Origin of the sequence: Bradyrhizobium viridifuturi, assembly GCF_001238275.1 — a bacterium.
In the GTDB taxonomy this organism is placed as follows: Bacteria; Pseudomonadota; Alphaproteobacteria; order Rhizobiales; family Xanthobacteraceae; genus Bradyrhizobium; species Bradyrhizobium viridifuturi.
Genome location: NZ_LGTB01000004.1, coordinates 275,690 through 296,266, shown reverse-complemented (window position 1 = coordinate 296,266; position 20,577 = coordinate 275,690). Strand labels below are relative to the sequence as shown.

The following is a 20,577-nucleotide window of genomic DNA, read 5'->3' as shown; positions in this document are numbered from 1 at the left end:
GGACCAGCTCAACGCCTTCGCCGGCGAGGTGACGCGCGTGGCGCGCGAAGTCGGCACCGAGGGCAAGCTCGGCGGCCAGGCCGAGGTGCGCGGCGTCGCCGGCACTTGGAAGGACCTCACCGACACCGTCAACGTCATGGCGGCGAACCTGACCGAGCAGGTGCGCGGCATCGTCAAGGTGGTGACCGCGGTCGCCAACGGCGACCTGAAGCAGAACCTGACGGTGAAATCGAAGGGCGAGGTGGCCGCGCTCGCCGACACCATCAACAACATGACCGAGACGCTTGCGACCTTTGCCGAACAGGTCACCAGCGTGGCGCGCGAAGTCGGCGTCGAAGGGCGGCTCGGCGGTCAGGCCAACGTGCCCGGCACCGAAGGCACCTGGAAGGACCTGACCGGCAACGTCAACCTGCTCGCGGCCAACCTGACCTCGCAGGTGCGCGCGATCGCGGAAGTGGCGACCGCCGTGACCAAGGGTGACCTGACGCGCTCGATCCAGGTCGACGTCCGCGGCGAGGTCGCCGAGCTCAAGGACAACATCAACACCATGATCGGCAACCTCCGTCTCACCACGGAGCGCAACACCGAGCAGGACTGGCTGAAGACCAATCTGGCGCGTTTCACCAACATGCTGCAGGGCCAGCGCGATCTTGCGACCGTCGGCCGCCTGCTGCTGACCGAGCTTGCGCCGCTGATCAACGCCCATATGGGCGTGATCTACCAGGTCGACAATCCCGAGAATGCGCAGCTCCGCCTGTTGTCGGCTTACGCCAGCGACAGCAGCAACCCGCATCCGCAGATCGTCCAGTTCGGCGAGGGACTGATCGGCCAGTGCGCGCTCGACAAGCGCCAGCGCTTGGTCTCCGACATTCCCGGTGATGCGGTGCCGATCAATTCGGCCTTGATGCGGATCATGCCGAAGAACCTCGTCGTATTCCCGGTTCTGTTCGAGAACCAGGTCAAGGCTGTCATCGAGCTGTCCTCGATCTCGTCGTTCACGACCTCGCAGATCACCTTCCTCGAACAGCTCACCGACAGCATCGGCATCGTGCTCAACAGCATCGAGGCGACGATGCAGACCGAGGCGCTGCTGAAGCAGTCGCAACAGCTTGCCGGCGAGTTGCAGACCCAGCAGAAGGAATTGCAGCAGACCAACGACCAGCTCGAGCAGAAGGCCCAGCAGCTCGCCGAACGAAACGTCGACGTCGAACGCAAGAACCAGGAAATCGAGCAGGCCCGCCGCGCGCTGGAAGAGAAGGCGACCGAGCTGTCGCTGACCTCGAAGTACAAGTCCGAATTCCTCGCCAACATGTCGCACGAGCTGCGGACGCCGCTGAACTCGATCCTGATCCTGGGCCAGCAGCTCACCGAGAATCCGGACGGCAATCTGACCGGCAAGCAGGTCGAGTTTGCCCGCACGATTCATGGCGCCGGCACCGACCTGTTGAATCTGATCAGCGACATCCTCGATCTGTCCAAGATCGAGTCCGGCACGGTGACGGTCGACGCCGAGGAAATTCTCACCTCGAGCCTGCTCGAAACGGTTGGACGGCCGTTCCGGCATGAGGCGGAGAACCGGCATCTGTCCTTCAGCATCGATGTCGACACCAACCTTGCGCGCAGCATGGTCACCGACTCCAAGCGGCTGCAGCAGGTGTTGAAGAACCTGCTCTCGAATGCGTTCAAGTTCACCGCGGATGGTGGCGTCAGCCTGACCGTGTCGGCCGCGCTCGGCGGCTGGAGCGCGGAGCATCCGATCCTCAACGCTGCCCCCGCCGTCGTGGCGTTCGAGGTGTCGGATACCGGCATCGGCATTCCGCAGGACAAGCAGAAGCTGATCTTCGAGGCATTCCAGCAGGCCGACGCCGGTACCAGCCGCAAATATGGCGGCACGGGTCTCGGCCTCGCCATCAGCCGTGAGCTGGCGAGCCTGCTCGGCGGCGAGATCCATCTGCGCAGCGCGCCAGGCAAGGGCTCGACCTTCACGCTCTATCTGCCGCTGAAATATGCCGGGCCGTCCGTGGCATTGCGGCCGCAGACCCAACCGATACAAATGCCGCACACTTCGGCACCGTCGCTGCAGGTCTCGGGCACGCAGGAGCGTGTGATCGAGCAGCTTCCGGACGACCGCCTCGATCTCGAGCCCGGCGACACCATCCTGCTGATCGTCGAGGACGACCCGCATTACGCGCGGGTGCTGATCGACCTCGCGCGCGACAAGGGCTTCAAGGTGTTGGTCGCAAGCCGCGGCGCCGAGGCGCTCGATCTCGCCAAGCAGTTCCAGCCAAGTGCGGTCTCGCTCGACGTCTTCCTGCCCGACATGCTCGGCTGGACCGTGCTGAGCCAGCTCAAGCACAATCCGCTGACCCGTCACATTCCGGTCCAGATCATTACGCTCGACGAGGACCGCCAACATGCGCTGGCGCGTGGCGCGTTCTCTTTCGTCAACAAGCCGACCACGACCGAAGGCGTCAGCGCGGCGCTGTCGCAGATCAAGGAATACGCCAGGCCGCGTCGCAAGCGGCTGCTGATCGTCGAGGACAATGCGGCGGAGCAGCTCAGCATCACCGAGTTGCTTGGGCACGAGGATATCGAGATCGTGACCAGCGGCACCGGGGCAGGGGCGCTCTCGACGCTGCGCGAGAACCCGTGCGATTGCGTCGTGCTCGATCTGCGCCTGCCCGACATGAGCGGTTTCGAGGTGCTGGATCAAATCCGCAAGGACGAAACGCTCTCCAATATTCCCGTTGTCGTGTTTACCGGCCGGGAACTTTCGGCGGAGGAGGACGCGGAACTGCACACGATGGCACGCAGCATCGTCGTCAAGGGCGTCGAGTCGCCCGAGCGTCTGCTCGACGAAACGTCACTGTTCCTGCACCGTGTGATCACGGAATTGCCCGTCGAAAAACAGAGGATGCTCGAGAAGCTCAATAGTTCCGACGAGGATCTTATTGGCAAGACCGCGCTCCTGGTCGACGACGACGCCCGCAACATCTTCGCGCTGTCGAGCGTGCTGGAGCGGCGAGGTATGAAGGTGTTGACTGCGACAACGGGTCACGAGGCGATCTCGCTGGTCGAGTCCAATCCGAAGATCGCGATCGTGCTGATGGACATCATGATGCCGCAGATGGACGGTTACCAGACCATCGGCGCCATCCGGCAAAACCCCGCCTTTGCGCGGCTGCCGATCATTGCGCTGACCGCAAAGGCGATGAAGGGCGACCGCGAGAAATGCCTGGAAGCAGGCGCATCCGACTATCTGGCGAAACCCGTGAACACAGAGCAACTGCTGCTGGCGATCCGCATGTGGCTGCACCGCTGATCGGCGATCGAACATGATGGACCATGAAAAGGTAAACATCCTTCTGGTCGATGACCAGCCGGCCAAATTACTGGCCTACGAGGTCATCCTGAAGGAGCTCGGCGAAACGCTCGTCGCCGCCTCGTCGGGTCGCGAGGCGCTCGAGTTCCTGCTCAAGAACGAAGTCGCGGTCATCCTGGTCGACGTCTGCATGCCCGAGCTCGACGGTTTCGAGCTCGCGGCGATGATCCGCGAGCATCCGCGCTTCCAGAAGACCGCGATGATCTTCATCTCGGCAATCCAGGTCAGCGACATCGACCGGCTGCGCGGTTATGAGATGGGCGCGGTCGACTACGTCCCGGTGCCGGTCGTGCCGGAAGTGTTGCGTGCGAAAATTCGCGTGTTCGCCGAGCTCTACCGCAAGACGCGGCAGCTCGAACGCCTCAATGCCGAGCTCGAGGACCGAGTGCGCGCACGCACCGCCGAGCTCGAGCAGTCGACCACGCGGCTGGTCGAGAGCGAGGCGCGCCGCAGCATGGCGATCGCCGCGGGCAAGATGGGCTCGTGGGACTGGGATTGGGTCAACGGCGACTGGATGTGGGACGAGGGGCAATACAAGATCTTCGGCGTCGATCCTAAATCCTTCGCGCTGACGTCGGACAACATCCAGCAGCTGTTTCATCCCGACGATGTCGAGGAGCTGCGGCAGGCCTGGGCCGGGTTCGGCAAGGGGCAGACGTCCTATGAGGCCGAATTCCGCGTCATGCGGCCGGACGGCGAGGTGCGCTGGTGCGTCGGCACGGCCGCGGCGACCAGCGACAGGAACGGCAGGGTGGTGCGGGTCAGCGGCGTCACCGTCGATATCACCGATCGCAAGAAGGCCGAGGAACGGCAGAGCCTGTTGACCCGCGAGGTCGACCACCGCGCCAAGAACGCGCTCGCGCTGGCGCAATCGATCGTGCGGCTGACGCGCGCGCAGAATGTCACCGCCTATGTGCGGGCGGTCGAAGGCCGCATCACGGCGCTGGCGCGCGTGCACACCGTGCTGTCGCTGTCGAGCTGGCAGGGCGCCGAAATCCGCCGGCTGGTGACCGAGGAGATCGCGCCCTATTCCGAAGCAGGACAGATCCAGATCGATGGCGCGGAGGTGCAATTGCAGCCCGCGACGGCGCAGACGTTGGCGCTGGCGCTGCACGAGCTCGTCACCAACTCCGCCAAATACGGCAGCCTGTCGGTGTTGCCAGGTCGGCTCGCGATCACCTGGGAAGTGCAGGACGAGACGCTGATCCTGGCCTGGGTGGAATCCGGCGGGCCTCCGGTGACGAAGCCGAAGCAGAAGGGTTTTGGCACACGAAGCGTGATCGCCAGCATCGAAACCCAGCTCGGCGGCCGGGCCGACTTCGATTGGCGCGCCGAGGGCCTGATCTGCCGGCTCACGGTGCCACTCAAGGCGCTGGTTGGAGAAGCCGCGGCCTACCGCGACCTGTCTGCGGCCGCCGAACGCAAGCCGTTGGTCAGCTCCAGGGCGGTTTGATCCCACGCATATCGATCGTCAAGCCGGGCGATCCGACACGCAGCGCCTGCAACCACAACGAGCCGACAACGAGCCAGACGACATTGTGACCGCAGCGAGCGGTCCAACCGCGCTATGAACTCTGCAACTGACAGGGACATCGCGCGAGGAGCATATGCCCAAGACAAATCTGGCCAGCGTGACTCTGTCGGTTGCCATCCTTGCAGCGATCAGCATCGCGCGAGCGAACGCTGAACCCGTGCTGAAAGGCGCGGAAGCGTTCGGCGACTGGCAGCGCGACAGGCCGGGCACGGTTCGTCTGATCACGCCGCAGGACTTGCCGAAGCCAGGCGCGACGGCCTCCAGCAGCAATTCATCGCGAGTCGTGCAGCGACCTGCCTCTGCAGTGCCGCAGGTGCCGGCGGGATTCAAGATCGAGCTGTTCGCGAGCGGACTGAGCGGACCCCGGATCATCCGGACCGCGCCCAATGGCGACATCTTCGTCGCGGAAACCGGTCCGGGCCGCATCCGTGTCCTGCGCAGCGCCGACGGCGCCACCAAGGCTGCAACCAATGAGGTCTACGCAACCGGATTGAACCGGCCGTTCGGCATCGCGTTCTTCCCGAACGGCGACAATCCGCAATGGCTCTATGTCGCCAACACCGACAGCGTCGTGCGCTTTGCCTATCGCAACGGCGATCTCAAGGCGTCTGGAGCGCCCGAGACGATCGTCGCCCGGCTGCCGCACGGCTACGGCCATTCCACGCGCGACATCGTGTTCACGCCCGACGGCAAGCGGATGCTGGTATCGGTCGGATCCGTAGGTAACGCGGGTGAGGGTCTCGGCCGGCCTCCGGAAGGCATCGAGGCCTGGAGCCGCGACCACGCGCTCGGCGCGGCCTGGGGATCTGAGACCGACCGCGCGGCCGTGCTCGCGTTCGATCCCGACGGCAAGAACCAGAAACTGTTTGCGACGGGTATCCGCAATTGCGTGGGCCTCGCAATCCAGCCGGGCAGCGGCGTGCCATGGTGTTCGACCAACGAGCGTGACGGCCGCGGTGACAACCTCGTGCCTGACTATGTGACCCGGATCCGCGAGGGCGCGTTCTACGGCTGGCCCTGGTACTATATCGGCGCCAACGACGATCCCGCGCATGCCGGCGAGCGGCCCGACCTGAGAGACAAGGTGACGGTTCCTGATGTGCTGCTGCAGGCCCACTCGGCCTCGCTCGGCCTGACCTTCTACACCGGCAGCGGTTTTCCGCCCGAGTATCGCGGCGATGGCTTCGCCGCCGAACACGGCTCATGGAATCGGTCGAAGCGCACCGGCTACAAGGTCATTCGCATCAGGTTGAAGGACGGCGTGCCGACCGGCGAGTACGAGGATTTCGTCACCGGCTTTGTCATCGGCGACAACCAGGTCTGGGGCCGACCGGTTGGCGTGACCGTGGCGCGCGACGGTGCACTGCTGGTCTCCGAAGACGGCAACGGCACGATCTGGCGCATCAGCCACGAATAGCCGTTCTGTCGGATGCCGCTACCCCAAGCCATCCTTGAGGCCGTATTCCTCATAGATGGTCAGAGGGTCGGTATCGGGAAACAACCGGCACTTGGCCTGCGCCAGATGCAGCGTGACGGCGCCGGCCTCGCATCTCGCGGTCAGAATCTTCCGGACATCCTCCATGTGCGCGCGGGGCTGGTGCTTCGACGGCAATTGTTCGAGCGCCACCAGCGCCGTGGCGAGGGCCTCGGTCACCACCCACTCGTCGTGTCCGGTAATTCCCTTTCGCGGCATCACCACACCCTCCGTCACACCGGCTGCGGCATTGTAGCGCGAGATGGGTGGGGGCTGTCATCAGCCAACATGGGCAGGCAGCACGGAACCGGTTGGCGCGGCCCTGCCACGATGCGCCGCAGGGAACCGGCATGGCAGCGCGCACCGGCAGTGATTACAACGACGGTCGCACCTTTCACCTCCCAACCTGCTTCGATGTTCGAACCCTATCTCACCGCCTGGAGCCTCGTCCCCGACGGCGACGTGATCGTCACGCATGCCGCACGGTTGCTGCCGGTGCGGCAGCACGGCGAACCAGCCATGCTCAAGCTTTCATACGAGCCGGACGAGCGCCTCGGCGGCATTGTCATGGCGTGGTGGGATGGAGATGGCGCGGCGCGGGTCCTAGCCCGTGACGGCGAGGCGCTGCTGCTCGAACGGGCGATGGGCTCGGCGTCGCTGAGCGACATGGCACGGATCGGCCGGGACGATGAGGCCTGCCGAATTCTCTGTGCAACAGCCGAGCTGTTGCACGCCCGGAGAGCGAAACCGAGGCCGAACTTGACGCCACTCAGAGATTGGTTTCGCGAGTTGTGGCCGGCGGCGAGGGCGCACGGCGGCATCCTGAACCGATCGGCCGACACCGCCGAAGCACTGCTCGGCGATCAGCGCGAGATCGTGGTGCTGCATGGCGACCTGCACCATGACAATGTGCTCGACTTCGGTGCGCGTGGCTGGCTCGCGATCGATCCCAAGCATCTGGTCGGCGAGCGCGGCTTCGACTTCGCCAACATTTTCACCAACCCCGATCTTGCCGATCCGACACGGCCGGTCGCAACCGAATCCGGCCGCTTTGCGCGGCGTCTCGACATCGTCGTGGAAGCAGCGAAGCTGGACCGCCGGCGCCTGCTGTCATGGATCATCGCCTGGACAGGCTTGTCGGCAGCATGGTTCCTGGGTGACGGCGATCTGCTCGCCGAGATCGACCTTCAGATTGCGAGGCTTGCCGCGGCCGAGCTCGACCGGATGGCGTAGGCGCGCAGCGGCTAAGCGGCCGCGACACTCGCTCCACTCAGCGACACGCTCAGGATTCGCCACTTCGAGATGTCGAAGAAGTAGGCGGCCTTGATGCGCGCGGACGCGGGATCCGGCGCCTGAATCGCCGTGTGGAATTGCCGCGTCCCATCGCTCAGCGAAATCCGGAATGTCTGCATTGATCGAACCTCCACGCAGCCGATGCTGCGGCAAGGAGGGTTAAGATCAGGTTGCTGGCAGACGGGCGCGCATGGCGCGGCCGCATCTCGCGCGGTTGTTTTTCTCAGCTAGCCGATGGCAGGCGTACCATCGTGTCCTCCGCACCGACGACGCGTCCGTCCTGCGCGCGCAGTTCTAGCCGCCGCACCGGCAAACCGTTCTTTCGGTCGACCAGCAGCACATGGGCTTCGTCGGGCTCGAAGAAGAAATCCTCACCCCACTGCCGGAGCGCGACGAGGAGCGGGAACAGGCCGCGGCCTTTTTCGGTGAGCACGTATTCCTGATAGGCGCTGCCGTCCGCCGCGGGCACGGTCTCCATGATGCCGTGCGCCAGGAGATTGCGCAGCCGGGCGGAGAGGATGTTCTTGGCAAGCCCTAGGCTCTTCTGAAATTCGCCGAACCGGCGCAACCCGTCGAACGCGTCGCGGACGATCAACAGCGACCACCAGTCGCCGATCGCATCGAGCGGCCGAGCCACGCCGCACATCGAGTCCCTGTGGCTCACTCGCTTGGCCATCGTGATCCGCCTGACGCCTTTCATCGTGGCGCGGCCCGGAAGACCGCCCGATCGAGAGCTGGATATATCGGTTGCAAAGTAAAACCTCAAGGGATACACGATGGTTTCAAATTAAAACCACCCGAGGCGAGCCATGATCCAATCCGATGCAACGTTCGACGGCACCTTTCCCTTCACGCCGCACTTCAGCACGGCGCCAGGCTTCAAAATGCACTATGTCGACGAAGGCCCGCGGGACGGCGAGGTGGTGCTTTGCCTCCACGGCGAACCAACCTGGGGCTATCTGTTCCGGCACCTGGTGCCAGTCCTGAGCGCAACGCGGCGCGTGGTCGTTCCCGATCACATGGGCTTTGGCAAGAGCGCGACGCCGGCGCAGCGCAGCTATTGGCTGCAGGACCATGTCGACAATCTCGTGGCCCTGGTTCTCGCGCTCGACCTCACCGACATCACCCTCGTGATGCATGATTTCGGCGGTCCCGTCGGCATGGGGCTCGCGGCACGCCATCCGGACCGGATCCGCCGCGTCATCTCGGCCAACGGGCCGACGCCGTTCGGGCAGAGCGATCTGTTCGCGCGCGTCACCGCGAATGCGCAAGTCTCGCCGTGGTTTCAATGGATCGCAACGGCCGAGGCGAACGGCGAGCTCGAGCCGGTTCTCGGCCAACTCGGCTTCAACATCCTCAGCACGCTCAAGCTCAACGGCTTCGAGAACAATGCCGTCATCACCGACGCATGGCTCGCCGCCTACGGCTCACCTTTCGCGCGCCCGGCCGACTGCCTCGGTGCGATCGGATGGGCGAAGGGCTTTGCGACCGGGGCGCACCAATTCGAGGCACCGACTCCGGCCGCCGGTCGCGCGATCCGCAGCAAGCCTGCGCTCGCGATCTGGGGCGAAGCGGACCGCACGCTGCATGCAGACCATTTCCTGCCGCTGTTTTCCGCAATCTTCCCGGCCGCGCCGGTCAGGCGCCTTGCCGGCGTCGGGCATTACTGCTTCGAGGATGCACCGCGGGAAATCGCAGGCCTGATCGCGGAGTTCATCGCGCAGACCTGACGGTGGGCCCAGCAAGAGAACGGGAGTCTGACCACGCGGCAGCGATCTTGGACATTGGTTGAGTCATGCCTGCTCACGACAACGAGCGGGACGATCGCATCGCCGGCTCAGTCGGCGCGCGATGACTCAGCTCGCGCCGGCGAGGATGACGAGATTGTTGATGACGGGCGTTGAGCAGAACGCCACGACAAGGGCAATCTTGGTGAGGCTTTCACTGCGCCACAGCAGCGCGATGACGAGATAGGTCAAGCCCAGTTTCGGGATCAGCCACCAGACGCCGAACCAGGCCTGGGCCATCTGCATGAACGGGTTCGCTTCGCCGAACCCGAGCTCCAGAATTCGATTGGTGGTGGCAAGATCGGCGCATCCCAGAAGCAGTACGGAAAGCAGCAGCAGTGCCTTGACCCAATTCATTTCAACCTCTCGGTGCCGGGCGCGAACGGGCAATGCACCTATCAATCAATCTGATTCGTTAATTGTTGGTTCAGGAAGGGGCGCGCAACGAGCCTGCCTGCGGAGGCGGTATGCATGGCGGAAGGGATGTCTTGTCAACCCCACTGAATCAATTCGATTTTCCGCGGCACTGCGTCAAACAGCTACGGTTTGGCCACGGCCAGCGACGCGTTCGAGGTTAGTCCGCCGCGGGCCTGCATATTCGGCTGATGAACCGCGTATCCCCAGAATGCAGTATCGTTCTGGACCACCAGATAGGCAACCGCGCCGCGCACGTAGCGCCGCTGATTGGTGCACGGATCCAGGATCGCAGTCCGCTGTCTTCGGGCTGGAGACCGCTGCGATCGCTACGGGTGTCCTGCTGACCCTTTTGCAAACCAAGATGGCAGCTCCGGATCAGGCGGCTCTATGACGAGATCAGGTTGATCGAGAGCGAGATGGAGGCGCAAGGAGTGAAGATCGATGTCAGCGCGCTGAACACGAAACTTGATCTGATTGATCAACGCGCGAACCATCTGCAATTGCCAAATGTTTATGCGAGCAGTCTATATACGCCGCGAGGTCATATTGATCTCGTGTGCACGCGTCTGGCCGCTATGACTTGACGCTGCTCTCTTGCGAGAGGGACGCCGCAAACTGTCAAGCAAGCTCCGGTCGAGCCGATCTGACCGGGCTGCTCTTGCTTGGGTTAAGGGGGTAACCTTGTAAATTCTACCGTTAAAGGTACGGCGCGATCTTGCAGCTGATTTCAAAGTGCACGAGTGCCGGTGCTCAGAGTCTTCGCCCTTCAATTAGATCAACCCAGTCTTGTATTGAGAACTTCCAATCGAAGTTTCTTGCGACCTCTTGGATCGATTGGCACTTCTCGACATAGGCTGAAGGGTTCTCCTTGTAGAACGTCAGAGTCGCCGTAGTGAAGGACACAAACTTGTCGGCTTGAATGGGAGCGATGATACCACCGCCCTGATAGGCCTTCTGCGGGAAATGGCCGACGGGCGTGCCGATGACAAGCCGTCCCGCGGCAGCTCCCTCCAAGACGGGCAAGGGGCCAGACTCACTGATAGAGCTTGTAACGATGGCGCCGACCGATCGGTAGAACTCCGGCATGTCGTGAAATGACGTTTGTTTGGCTGTCGAACCGGCTACCTTGAAGGGTAGCCCGGCGGCCGTCGCGGCCGATTGAGCGAGCACACCCCGCTTCCATTCGACTCCGTATGTCGTTGTCGCCATGGAGGAAGCGTAGCCGACCGCGTCCAAACGCTCAGCAATCGGGGAGTGGAAGGTTTCGTAGTCGACTCCGAGAGAGGCGACTATGGGGACCCTGGATACGCCGGCCATGAGGGAGGCGCAGTAGACATAGTCGCTCACGACGGCATAGTTGGAGAATTTCTCGAAGACTTCGATGCCCTTCTTTTCGATGAGCATCCGGATGTCGAACTCGTGGTGGGACACCGCGATGATCCGTTCGTACGGTACCTTGTAGGTATCGACCAACACGCTGACACCGTCCAGCGCGGTAACGAAGCAATCATAGTACGATTGAAGCGCGTCAAAGTGTTGCGCGTGGTTATGCTGCCAGTTCAGGATGTCTAAGATGTAGCCATTCTCGTACAAATGCTTGCTCAGGTCATAGTAGACCCGCCCATGAGACCAAGCTGGATACCCGAAGGCCAATAGCCTCGCTTTCCGCGGTTTCACACCCGTTCGAACTCGGACCGTCGGATGAACGACATATTCCTGAATGTTTCTGCTTGCGTAACCTTGAGATCGGTAGTCTGACGCGGGGAAGCTATCAGGTCCCAGGTCTTGGGAGGTGAGATACAGCTCCCACGTGCTGCAGGTCTCCGCCAGGCCGAAGTCACCGCCGGGATACGCCGAGAGAAAAGCATTTCCCAGTTTCAGGCAGAAGAGCCCGCGCTCCAAGCGGATCAGTTCCAGCGACGGCGCCGTGCTGTCCTTGTCCAGTATCGGCTTGAGGCCATGCCGACCAAAGCCAAAGTCCTCGGACGGCTTCGCGACGTCTGCCGTGTAGCGCACGCGACAGTAGCGGCTCGCCGGATCCGGGGGCACTAACAGGACCAGATTATCGGGGACCTGTCCGCTTGAACCGTGCCGGAGCGCTCCCGTTGCCGGGTCGACATATGTGATCGTACCGAATGACGTGAAGAATTTGGCTTGCGAACATTCAGAAGTCACGTCGCGTTCCCCGCATTCATCACGCTTCGGCGCTTAACAAAGAACTCCAGATTGTTGATGAGCCGCTGATTGCGAGGGTCTAGATCGAGGGCGGCACGCCCCCATACGACAGCTTGATCCATGATGTTCATGTGCCAAGCAGCGATCGCGCCGAGGTCGTATAGCCGGAAACCCCAACTGTGCTCGTCATCGAGATAGCTGCCGGTGCGATGCGTCTTTCCTATGCCGTTCGTGCACGCCCAGAAGAGATTGGTCCAATCTGCTTCGGCATGAAGTTGCTCAGCGAGGTCCAGCCAGATCTCGCGCCGGTGTGGGGCTTCCAGCCGCGCTCGATCCAGCCAGTACATCTTCCTGGTCGGTGCAGTTCGCGCTAGATAGCGCATCGCCTCGGCGCGCTCTTCGCCCCACGTGCTGGTGGGCAATTCCAGGTAGCGCGAAAGCAGGGCGGTCGCCTCGTCGCTTCTGTTCGCCCACATATAGTCCCGACCGAGCCAGAAGCAGATTTGCGCATCGTCAGGATCCTCTCTATGCGCCACTTCCATCAGCGGAAGATACTGTTGTCGCGTATCCTTTGAATGGTCCTGCACCTCGCACATAACGATATCGATGCACTCTTTGGTGATTTCCTTGCCGGAATAGGAGAGAGCTTCATGAACCGGACGCTTGAATCGATAGCCCCAGCGATGATGAAAATTCTTCGTCGGCCAACCGCGCAAGATTGCCGGATCGTCGGGATTCGTTCGGTAGACGGTGCGGCAGAAGAGGGCTGTCGTATCCGGTGCCCACGCGGCCTCGAGCTTCTCCCGCCATCCCGGTTCGAGGTATCGATCCATATCCATCGAACAGCAAATCTCTACGTCGGATGGAATGAGCGCCATCGCCGCATTTCGAGCAACGTCGAAACGCCAAGGGCGGATCGCAATCCGGTGAACGATCACTCCTGCACGTTCCAGCCGCTCGACCGTGTCATCACTGCTGCCGGTATCGGCTACAATTCGATAGTCAGCGTTGGCCGCCGAGTTTGCCCAGCGTTCAACATGCGCGGCTTCGTTCAACGCAATAGTGTAGACGGCAACCTTCAAGCGAACTCCTGAGCAAATCGCCAGATTAATGCAGAGCGTCCGACGGCCGACTGATGGTTCACGGTGCTCATACCACGCGGGATCCGCCCCGCTTGCGGATGGCGACGAGCCCGCCCATCAGCCTGGCTCTGGCCAGCTCATAGTGACTGTCGAAAAAAAGAATCTCAGCAAACTGGTGAGCAAGGTTGGCCACGCCGAAGGGATCCAGCGAGCGGACTTCGCCGTGCTGCTTCATCTCGCGAAGCAGTGTCTTGGTTAGTGCAATCCTGGCCGGATCCTCGCCCGGCGGCTGCCAATCCAGATCTTCGATGAAATACCAGCCACCGTCGGCCAGCAAAGGAAACAGTTCAACCAAGGTCTGCTGTTCGTCGCGCGAGGCGTGGCTGCCATCATCGATGATGACGTCAAACGTTTCATGTTTGAGCCGACTGGCCAGCGCACGCAGCTGTTCTCGATTGGACTGATCGCAGACTTCAGACCTGAACCGCTCATTGTTGAGCGCCGAAAAGTCGGTCAGATCAACGCCGATGACCTGACCGAACGGGAAGAAGCTTTGCCACAGGGCGACCGACGGGACTTCCGTCTGCTTGCCCTCCGCAAGGCCTCGGCAAAGTCCGATCTCCATGATCCGGCGCAACGAAAAGCGCCTGCTCGACAGCAGGCGCTGATAAATCCGCGCGTAGCCGTGCCTGTTGCCGGTATGCCGGTTCTTGTCGGTATTGAAGCGGTCTGCCAAATCCGCCAGTGCAAGCGGGCCATCTTCGGATTTCGTCAGCCAGGCGATCAGGGAGCCGGGGTTTTCTGCGCGGCTCTGATTGCGTGCGGTCCATAGATGCAAGCCGAATATGCGGTCGTCATGGAGGTAGCTTGCCAGCTCCGTCGCCGGTCGCTGAAAGACATCGACCTCCGTCCAATCGATCGCGTTGAAGAACACGGGACTGAAGACGCTGGCCCGCAGTTCCTCGCCATCGGGGGAGGCGATGTAGTCGGACAGCAATCGGGGTCCGATATCCCCGAACATGATCGGGGCTGTTTCGTACAAGCAGTTGATGGAGCGCTCGTACAACGCGCGCAAGTGACGACTGAACGGCTTTGCATAGATCACGTTGCCGCAGATAAAATGCCCGCGGTGTCCGCCGCGCCACTGCAGATTGAAGAAGTAGTCGCCGATGAACGGGAATGGCTTGAGCAGGATGACGTCGGCGTCCATCCAGAGGCCGCCGTATTCGTAGAGCAGGGCGTAGCGAAATATATCGCTAAAGAAGCGCACTTCCGATCGTTGCGCGGCTCGATCGAACAGCGCCTTCGGCACGATGTCCGACGCATTCCCGATCGAGATGCCGCGTGCCGCAAGGAACGCGAGCCTATGAGCCGAATAGGTCCAGACGCGAACGGCATGCCCGGCGTCGCGCATCGACGAAGTTGCGGCGATCAGCGTTTGGTGCTGATCCGACATCGGTTCGTAAAATAGATTGATCTGCGGCAGCGGCCCTGACCCGTCTCCGAGCAGCGGAGCAATTCGCTCATCAAAGGCTCTGGTCGAGCCGAGACGCGCTCCTATCGAATCGGCTTGGCGAAGGAAGGGGGCAAAACTCCCGAAGAAATCATTGGTTGATTGGGGCTCGACGGGGCCATCCTTCGCGATCGGGATTGGCGCAATGAGGTAGTTCTGGATGCCGGAATAGCGTTGGTAGCTCCCGATCGTGCGGTATTCGTGCTGGTCGCACCAGTCTTTGAAAGCCGCGCTGGCGAAGTCCCATATCTCGATGAATATGGTCGGGCGCCACCGCTTGATCGTTTCCCGTAATCCTTCCAGGATCTCAAATTCCATCCCCTCGGCGTCGAGCTTGATGAACTCGACCGGCTCATCGAGCAACACTGAATCGCCCGGAATTGCGTTCACCTCGCCGAGTGGGTCAGCGATGAAGCAGGTGTGTCCAAGATTGTCGGGGTCAGGAGTTTCCTTGCGCAGTTTCCCGCGTTTCGCGCCGAGCGCGGTACCGAGGTGGTTGATGTCCACGTTACGGCATCCGTTCAGGCTGCAGTTCGCCTTCAGGATCGACGCGGCGACTTCATTGGGCTCGAAGACGATAATCCTTGGAGCATTGGTGAACTTCGAGATGTATACCGCGTGATTGCCGACGTTCGCGCCAACGTCGACGAAGGCTCCGGTCCCCCGATAGTGACTCGAAATGAGCTGCAGTTCCTCGGCTTCGTAAAATTGCCCGCGCTGATGAAACTTCATGATCGCGTCGGACGGATTGGTCACGACGAACCGGACCGGCTGCCCCATCACCACGGACTCGACAACAGGATCAACGGGGATGGCTGGCCGGCTGCGGGTGCGGCCATCCCAGATGTTGTTCGTCGGCTCCAGTACGCGACGGATGTCGCAAGCTTCGACGGTCGCGATCCACGCTTCGGAGTCGGCAACGCTGAAGGACACCACAAGCCGCCGTTGGTCCGGATGCCACGCGAGCCCGGCTGCGAATTCGACGCCTTTCCGGTTGAAATAGAACGGGCAGCTGACCGCCGTCATATTGTTGGAACGATCGAAACGGACGAATCGGTGAAAGTAGAAGCGCCTGCGTTCGGCCGGGCGCCACTGCACCTCATGGATCAAGGCGAGCCAGCCATCATCGAACGGAACCAGTTGCGATCCGCCGCGAAAGCGCGCCGCTGAGATCGGCGAATCGTGCTCCTGCAGCGTTTTGCCTTCGGCGTTTACAAGGCGAGTGGGATCGCAGAGATAGAGAAAGTTCAGGTCGTCTCCGGCGACCTGCGGCATCCAGTTCTTTTCATCTCGTTTCGGACCGTCGGCCTGAATTTTTCGCCACTCGACCAAGCGATAGCTGCCGCGCTCATCCTCCTGAAGGCGCGCCAATACCTGTTCGCACCAGCCTTCCGGCGTGAGCTCGCGGATACAGGCGCTGCTCCACAGGGCGCCGCGCCAGGCGAACAGCCGCATGTCCTCGAAGCCCTGGACCGCTGGGAAGGCCGGCGCGGGCAAATCGCTTGGAGCCAGGATTTCGCTGCTGGAGCGGACCGACAGATCGTCGTCAAGGTGGAGAAGGAAGTTGCGGGTCTTGATCGGCTCCTCGTTCGAGGTCTCATACTGGAGACCATCCTCCGTCATGACGTAGTTGACGGCTCGCTGCGCGACGAGGATCTGGTCCCCCAATCGCGTCACCGACGGATTGAGCGGGACGTAGCCGTCAGGCGCGGAGAAATCGATGCGCTTCGACTGAAACGAAGGCAGGACGGCGTGTGCCGGCTGCGCATAGAAATGCAGATTTGACCACGCCAGTTCGCGCGGCGCGTCGGCAATCTCCCGATTGAGCGCGAGATAATTGCACGCTGCGAAGCCACGATTTTTTCGCTCCGCGTCCGCGGCGTAGTTTGCGGCGATCGAATATTCCTCCAGCAGTCCGGTCCTGTAGACGTAGTCCTCGACGAACAGGATGTCCGATCTCGGATATCCAACTGTCAGCCCGTACTCTGCGAACAGCGCGGCCGCGTGGTTTTGCCCTCTGTCCCGGTAGAACCTTGCGAGGTCGTAAATCGGCTCCGCGCGTTGCGGACGCTGGTTGAACGCCTGCAGGGCCTTGCTGACAAATCCACCTTCGTCGCCGAGGCTGCGCAGGCAGCGGGCCTGTTGCAGGCGCGCCATCCAGGCTTCTTCATCCCAACCGCCCATGTCGGCGCGTCTGGCATATGCATCGGCAGCTTCGGCGGCACGGCCGGCATCGCGAAGGGATTGCGCGAGATAGAACCAGTAACGGGCGTTCTTCGGGTCCTTCTCGAGCGCCGTTTTCAGCAGACGGATGTCGCGCTCGAATTTGTCGACGCGATTGGATCCGCTGGCATGGTCGACATACGACACGCCACTCAGTTCTTCGACGCCGCCGGGCACGTCGATATATTCATGCGTGACGCCGTGATAGCGTGCTCCGGCATCGCGGCGAACGATGCGTGTATTCGAATAGCTCAGGCCACCTGATGTCGATTGCCGCAAGCGATAGCCGGGGCCGGTTAGCTTGCTGCGGAAATCCGCGTCCTCGACGACCAGTTCCATGTCGGCGTCGTCGAACAGCAGGTAGTCGTAATCGAGCGACGACGCGTAGGCGTGATCGAGCGCCGCATTGCGGGCCTGCTCGAAATTGTGAAACGGGAAGCTGTGCAACTCGCCGGGAATCTGCCGTTCGGCGAAGAAGCGCTTGATGTAATCCTGCGTGCCGTCGCTCGAGCCGGTATCCCCGATCACCCAGCAACTGATGTGTTTTGCGACGGAATTGAGACAGCGTTGCAGATTTGCCATCTCGTTCTTGACGATCATGTTCAGGCAAAGCCGCTTGGCGTCTGACACTGCGCGAACTCTATGATTTACGGTTAAATCCCCTGCGCCAGACCGACGAAATATGCCTGCCTGATCGAGACGAACGAGCAACCTTCGTCCGCATCCCTCGATATTCTCACACTAATCCAAATTCGCCGAAGGAGGAGAGCAAAGGTCCTTTACGGTGAATCACGCGAGTTGACGAGGCGGTACCGTATTTGTTCGGGAGTTCCCTCACGTGAGCATTAATTAAAAATCTCTTGCGGTGCTTGTTCTAATCCGCTTTAAATTGACGGCCTCCGGAAGGATTGCCTTTCGTGGTTAATTTTTATTGCTGTTGATTGCTATTGAGATTTGGAACCAACGCAGCTGCCGGTGCTGCTTGGAGTGGGTTTTTCAAACTGACGATTTTGCTCCGGCGTTTTGGCTCGGAGAGATCGCAGGCAGCGTGTCGAGTTATTGCATGTCGAATGATTGCGCCGGTAAGCCGAAGGTTTCTCCGAAACGCGAGCATGCCCGACCGCCGATCACGGCTACCGGAATCGATTCATATGCCGGTGTACTCTCCGCAATCGGCCTTCACGAAATCCTGGTGACCGGGAACCTGCCGCGCGGGCAGACGACGGGAAACATCACGTATTTCATCATCGATCGCAACAGCAAGGCGATCGTGTCGCAGGTTACGCTTCCCGATGCATCGAACCAATTCAACCGCGTCGAGATCCGGCTCAAGGTTGCGCGCCTGTCAGGCGCCTACGACATCGGCACGTTTCAATCTAACGGCGAGTTCAAACCCGCCGAGTTTCTTGCAGTACGAAGTGATTTAGACACTCCGCCGTCGGGTGGAGCAAGCGGACACGCCGCCTGAGCTTTTTGCCAGGCGGCTTCTTTTTTGATTTCGGGCCGGGCGCCAACAGCGCACGGCCCAACATGTGTTTTTGACGAAAGGACCAGGCCGATGGGCGGCAAGTCTGAATTTCTTTTTGTCGATTCATTCATTCCGGATCTCAACACGCTGCTGCAGCACTTGCGGCCAGAGGTCCAGGCCCTCGTGCTTGATCACCGCCGGCCTGCCGCACAGCAGATGGCCGAAGCGCTCGAGGGGATCGACGGGCTCGATGCGATCCACATCGTCGCGCACGGCGCGCCGGGCAAGGTTCTATTCGCGGCGGGGGAGTGGTCACGCGAAACGATCGCGAACTACAAATACGACCTTCGCGAAATTGGCCGAACTTTATCCCTTGACGGTGATCTGAGACTTTGGAGCTGTGACACGTCCGCCGGGACCCTTGGCGAGAGCTTTATCGAGGCGCTCCGCGAATTGACGGGCGTCGATATCTTCGGTGCAACCGGAAAAGTGGGCGCTGAAAGGCTAGGGGGCGAGTGGGTCTTGTCGAAGGCTTCGCAAGCCCCGCTAACCAGAGGCGGGCAACAGGCTTACGCTGGCACGCTAGCGGCAACGACAGATCTCACAATAAGCGGAACTCTGACACAGGGCACTTCCGGCTTCGACAACACTTCTGGCGACAACAGTGTTACAATTTACGTTGTCGACGCAACTACTGGTAATACCATTATCGGTAGCTTCATCCTGCCGGTAAGCTCTTTCACCGGTAGCAATGAGAATTTCAGCGAAACCATTGTACTTCCGACTGCTTCAAGTTCTTCAGACACCTACACCATCTATTTTCAGAATAATCGCACCGGTGCGATCTCAACTCTTGCCACGATTACAAATGGGACGGTCAGCAATACTGGCGCTACCCTGAGTGGTACTGGAAACCACAGCAGCACCTACGCAGTAACTTCTGCTGGCACCGGCTTCAGCACCGTTCAAGGTGCAACCGGTCCGACGGGCGCAACCGGGGCCACAGGTGCGACCGGAGCCACGGGTGCGACAGGCGCAACCGGAGCGACCGGAGCCACGGCGCAACTGGCGACACCGGTGCAACCGGAGCCACGGGGCCGAAGGGCTCTACCGGTTCGACCGGTGCAACAGGCGCAACCGGTGCGACCGGCGCAACCGGGCCTGTCGGAGCGACCGGCGCGACCGGACCTTCAGGGGTCCCCGTCGTGACCACGGGTGGTCCGACCGGTGGCGCTACGATCGTCGCTGCGAACGAGACGCTGATCGTGACAGGCAGCAACCTGTCCGGAACGATCGATGTCTACAACGCGACGGTCGTGATCGAGGGAACGAACAACGGCGGCTTGACGATCAACATGGCGCCGGGAACCGTGAACTCTCTCGATCTGCTGCAGGTGTCGAACAATGCGGGCAAGAACCCGTCTGTCGAGCACTTCAATGCCGGTGACAGCATCGGAGGTGTCGGTGCCGGCTTGCCGTCGTGGAATGGCAGCGGTCAGCTGTTCTTCGATGGTGGAAAGGTCACCATCGACAGCAGCAACCAGGTCGGTGCCGGGTTCTATTCCAACAGCGGCACGGCGACCTTCGACGGTCATACCTACACGGTGTGGACGCTCGATCCGCCGAAGGGCGGAACGGGCGGCACTGGAAGCACGGGTGCAACCGGAGCGACGGGTTCGACAGGCGCGACCGGTAGCACGGGTGCCACCGGTGCGACCGGAGCGACGGGTTCGACTGGTGCAACCGGAGCGACAGGCGCAACCGGAGCGACCGGTGACACCGGCGGGCATGGTCACACTGGCTCGCATGATGGTGGCCACGATTCGACGCTGACGACGTCGATCGACCACAACAGTGTCGTCGGCCCGTTGAAGGCAATGTTCCTGCAGACGCAGCTGGCGGAACTGGACCAGGCCGTCCATTCCCTCGAGCAAGCCACCGGCGGCAAGCAATTGGTGGCGGACCTGACCACCATCAAGAGCTTGGCCGAGAGCCTGCTGGCCAGGATCAATCAGTCGAGCACAGGCTCGGCGAACGATCCGAACCACAGCAGCGGCGTTGGAAATGTCGGCCACGTCGACGAGCGGCCAGGGTGGATCGACCACATGCCGAAGCACGACTCTTAGCGGTTGCGAGGAGCAGCGGAACGGGCGCTACGGCGCCCGTTCCTGGTCAGCCAGATGATGTTAGGTTCGAGCGCAATTGGCCGGCGTCGCTTCCTGAAGCTGA

16 protein-coding genes are annotated in these 20,577 nt (G+C 61.6%); 9 read left to right on the top strand and 7 right to left on the bottom strand.

The features are described 5' to 3' along the window. The 3 genes from ALC15_RS06345 to ALC15_RS06335 form a co-directional block, all read left to right on the top strand. Window positions 1-3,322: response regulator (locus tag ALC15_RS06345; RefSeq protein ID WP_128089441.1), on the top strand; the 3,322-nt coding region annotated here is incomplete at its 5' end. A 16-nt stretch (window positions 3,323-3,338) separates the two neighbouring features. Then, the gene (locus ALC15_RS06340; protein WP_050626547.1) at window positions 3,339-4,835 is read left to right on the top strand and encodes a sensor histidine kinase; all 1,497 of its coding nucleotides are present in this window, start codon (window positions 3,339-3,341) and stop codon (window positions 4,833-4,835) included. A gap of 154 nt (window positions 4,836-4,989) precedes the next feature. Next, window positions 4,990-6,333 carry a PQQ-dependent sugar dehydrogenase gene (locus ALC15_RS06335; RefSeq protein ID WP_050626521.1) on the top strand — a complete coding sequence of 448 codons (1,344 nt, stop codon included), beginning with the start codon at window positions 4,990-4,992 and terminating at the stop codon, window positions 6,331-6,333. Between the two features lie 18 nt (window positions 6,334-6,351). Here ALC15_RS06335 and ALC15_RS06330 read toward each other — a convergent pair whose 3' ends face one another. Then, complete coding sequence (locus tag ALC15_RS06330; protein WP_028340659.1) at window positions 6,352-6,609, bottom strand: hypothetical protein; 258 nt, start codon at window positions 6,607-6,609, stop codon at window positions 6,352-6,354. Between the two features lie 195 nt (window positions 6,610-6,804). On the opposite strand from ALC15_RS06330, the gene ALC15_RS06325 reads away from it, so the two are divergent. Next, window positions 6,805-7,623 (top strand): aminoglycoside phosphotransferase family protein, encoded by an 819-nt coding sequence (locus tag ALC15_RS06325; protein WP_050626520.1) that lies wholly within the window; start codon window positions 6,805-6,807, stop codon window positions 7,621-7,623. A gap of 11 nt (window positions 7,624-7,634) precedes the next feature. Here the strand turns inward: ALC15_RS06325 and ALC15_RS44730 are convergent, their stop codons facing one another. Next, a complete protein-coding gene (locus tag ALC15_RS44730; protein WP_021081920.1) occupies window positions 7,635-7,802 on the bottom strand; it encodes a hypothetical protein in 168 nt (55 codons plus the stop codon). 104 nt (window positions 7,803-7,906) lie between these two features. Then, window positions 7,907-8,359, bottom strand: a complete 453-nt coding sequence (locus ALC15_RS06320; RefSeq protein WP_094193709.1) for a winged helix-turn-helix transcriptional regulator — start codon at window positions 8,357-8,359, stop codon at window positions 7,907-7,909. A 133-nt stretch (window positions 8,360-8,492) separates the two neighbouring features. Between ALC15_RS06320 and ALC15_RS06315 the strand changes: the two genes are divergently transcribed. Beyond that, window positions 8,493-9,413 (top strand): alpha/beta fold hydrolase, encoded by a 921-nt coding sequence (locus ALC15_RS06315; protein WP_050626519.1) that lies wholly within the window; start codon window positions 8,493-8,495, stop codon window positions 9,411-9,413. Between the two features lie 126 nt (window positions 9,414-9,539). On the opposite strand, the gene ALC15_RS06310 is transcribed toward ALC15_RS06315, so the two are convergent. After that, window positions 9,540-9,827 (bottom strand): DUF5658 family protein, encoded by a 288-nt coding sequence (locus ALC15_RS06310; protein WP_244485949.1) that lies wholly within the window; start codon window positions 9,825-9,827, stop codon window positions 9,540-9,542. Window positions 9,828-10,288: 461 nt separating this feature from the next. Between ALC15_RS06310 and ALC15_RS43105 the strand changes: the two genes are divergently transcribed. Further along, complete coding sequence (locus tag ALC15_RS43105; RefSeq protein ID WP_128089440.1) at window positions 10,289-10,471, top strand: hypothetical protein; 183 nt, start codon at window positions 10,289-10,291, stop codon at window positions 10,469-10,471. 166 nt (window positions 10,472-10,637) lie between these two features. Here the strand turns inward: ALC15_RS43105 and ALC15_RS06305 are convergent, their stop codons facing one another. The 3 genes from ALC15_RS06305 to ALC15_RS06295 all read right to left on the bottom strand — a co-directional run bounded on the left by ALC15_RS06305 (window position 10,638) and on the right by ALC15_RS06295 (window position 17,510). After that, a complete protein-coding gene (locus ALC15_RS06305; protein WP_128089439.1) occupies window positions 10,638-12,062 on the bottom strand; it encodes a glycosyltransferase family 1 protein in 1,425 nt (474 codons plus the stop codon). After that, entirely contained in the window at window positions 12,059-13,144 is a 1,086-nt protein-coding gene (locus tag ALC15_RS06300; protein WP_050626517.1) for a tetratricopeptide repeat-containing glycosyltransferase, read from the bottom strand. Before ALC15_RS06300 ends, ALC15_RS06305 begins: the two co-directional genes overlap by 4 nt. A gap of 67 nt (window positions 13,145-13,211) precedes the next feature. After that, a complete protein-coding gene (locus ALC15_RS06295; RefSeq protein ID WP_128089438.1) occupies window positions 13,212-17,510 on the bottom strand; it encodes an FkbM family methyltransferase in 4,299 nt (1,432 codons plus the stop codon). A 433-nt stretch (window positions 17,511-17,943) separates the two neighbouring features. Between ALC15_RS06295 and ALC15_RS06290 the strand changes: the two genes are divergently transcribed. The 3 genes from ALC15_RS06290 to ALC15_RS45120 all read left to right on the top strand — a co-directional run bounded on the left by ALC15_RS06290 (window position 17,944) and on the right by ALC15_RS45120 (window position 20,474). Continuing rightward, window positions 17,944-18,348, top strand: coding sequence for a hypothetical protein (locus ALC15_RS06290; RefSeq protein WP_050626515.1), 405 nt, complete (start codon window positions 17,944-17,946; stop codon window positions 18,346-18,348). A 90-nt stretch (window positions 18,349-18,438) separates the two neighbouring features. Beyond that, window positions 18,439-19,557, top strand: coding sequence for a DUF4347 domain-containing protein (locus ALC15_RS45125; protein WP_200914646.1), 1,119 nt, complete (start codon window positions 18,439-18,441; stop codon window positions 19,555-19,557). Next, window positions 19,554-20,474 carry a hypothetical protein gene (locus tag ALC15_RS45120; RefSeq protein WP_050626514.1) on the top strand — a complete coding sequence of 307 codons (921 nt, stop codon included), beginning with the start codon at window positions 19,554-19,556 and terminating at the stop codon, window positions 20,472-20,474. Before ALC15_RS45125 ends, ALC15_RS45120 begins: the two co-directional genes overlap by 4 nt. The last annotated feature ends 103 nt before the right edge of the window (window positions 20,475-20,577 follow it).

Bases quoted from the DNA above. Each gene is read 5' to 3' on its own strand.
- ALC15_RS06320 (WP_094193709.1), bottom strand. From the start codon at position 8,359: ATGGCCAAGCGAGTGAGCCACAGGGACTCGATGTGCGGCGTGGCTCGG.
- ALC15_RS06330 (WP_028340659.1), bottom strand. From the start codon at position 6,609: ATGCCGCGAAAGGGAATTACCGGACACGACGAGTGGGTGGTGACCGAG.
- ALC15_RS45125 (WP_200914646.1), top strand. From the start codon at position 18,439: ATGGGCGGCAAGTCTGAATTTCTTTTTGTCGATTCATTCATTCCGGAT.
- ALC15_RS06325 (WP_050626520.1), top strand. From the start codon at position 6,805: ATGTTCGAACCCTATCTCACCGCCTGGAGCCTCGTCCCCGACGGCGAC.
- ALC15_RS06310 (WP_244485949.1), bottom strand. From the start codon at position 9,827: ATGAATTGGGTCAAGGCACTGCTGCTGCTTTCCGTACTGCTTCTGGGA.
- ALC15_RS06290 (WP_050626515.1), top strand. From the start codon at position 17,944: ATGTCGAATGATTGCGCCGGTAAGCCGAAGGTTTCTCCGAAACGCGAG.
- ALC15_RS06335 (WP_050626521.1), top strand. From the start codon at position 4,990: ATGCCCAAGACAAATCTGGCCAGCGTGACTCTGTCGGTTGCCATCCTT.
- ALC15_RS06315 (WP_050626519.1), top strand. From the start codon at position 8,493: ATGATCCAATCCGATGCAACGTTCGACGGCACCTTTCCCTTCACGCCG.
- ALC15_RS44730 (WP_021081920.1), bottom strand. From the start codon at position 7,802: ATGCAGACATTCCGGATTTCGCTGAGCGATGGGACGCGGCAATTCCAC.
- ALC15_RS06340 (WP_050626547.1), top strand. From the start codon at position 3,339: ATGGACCATGAAAAGGTAAACATCCTTCTGGTCGATGACCAGCCGGCC.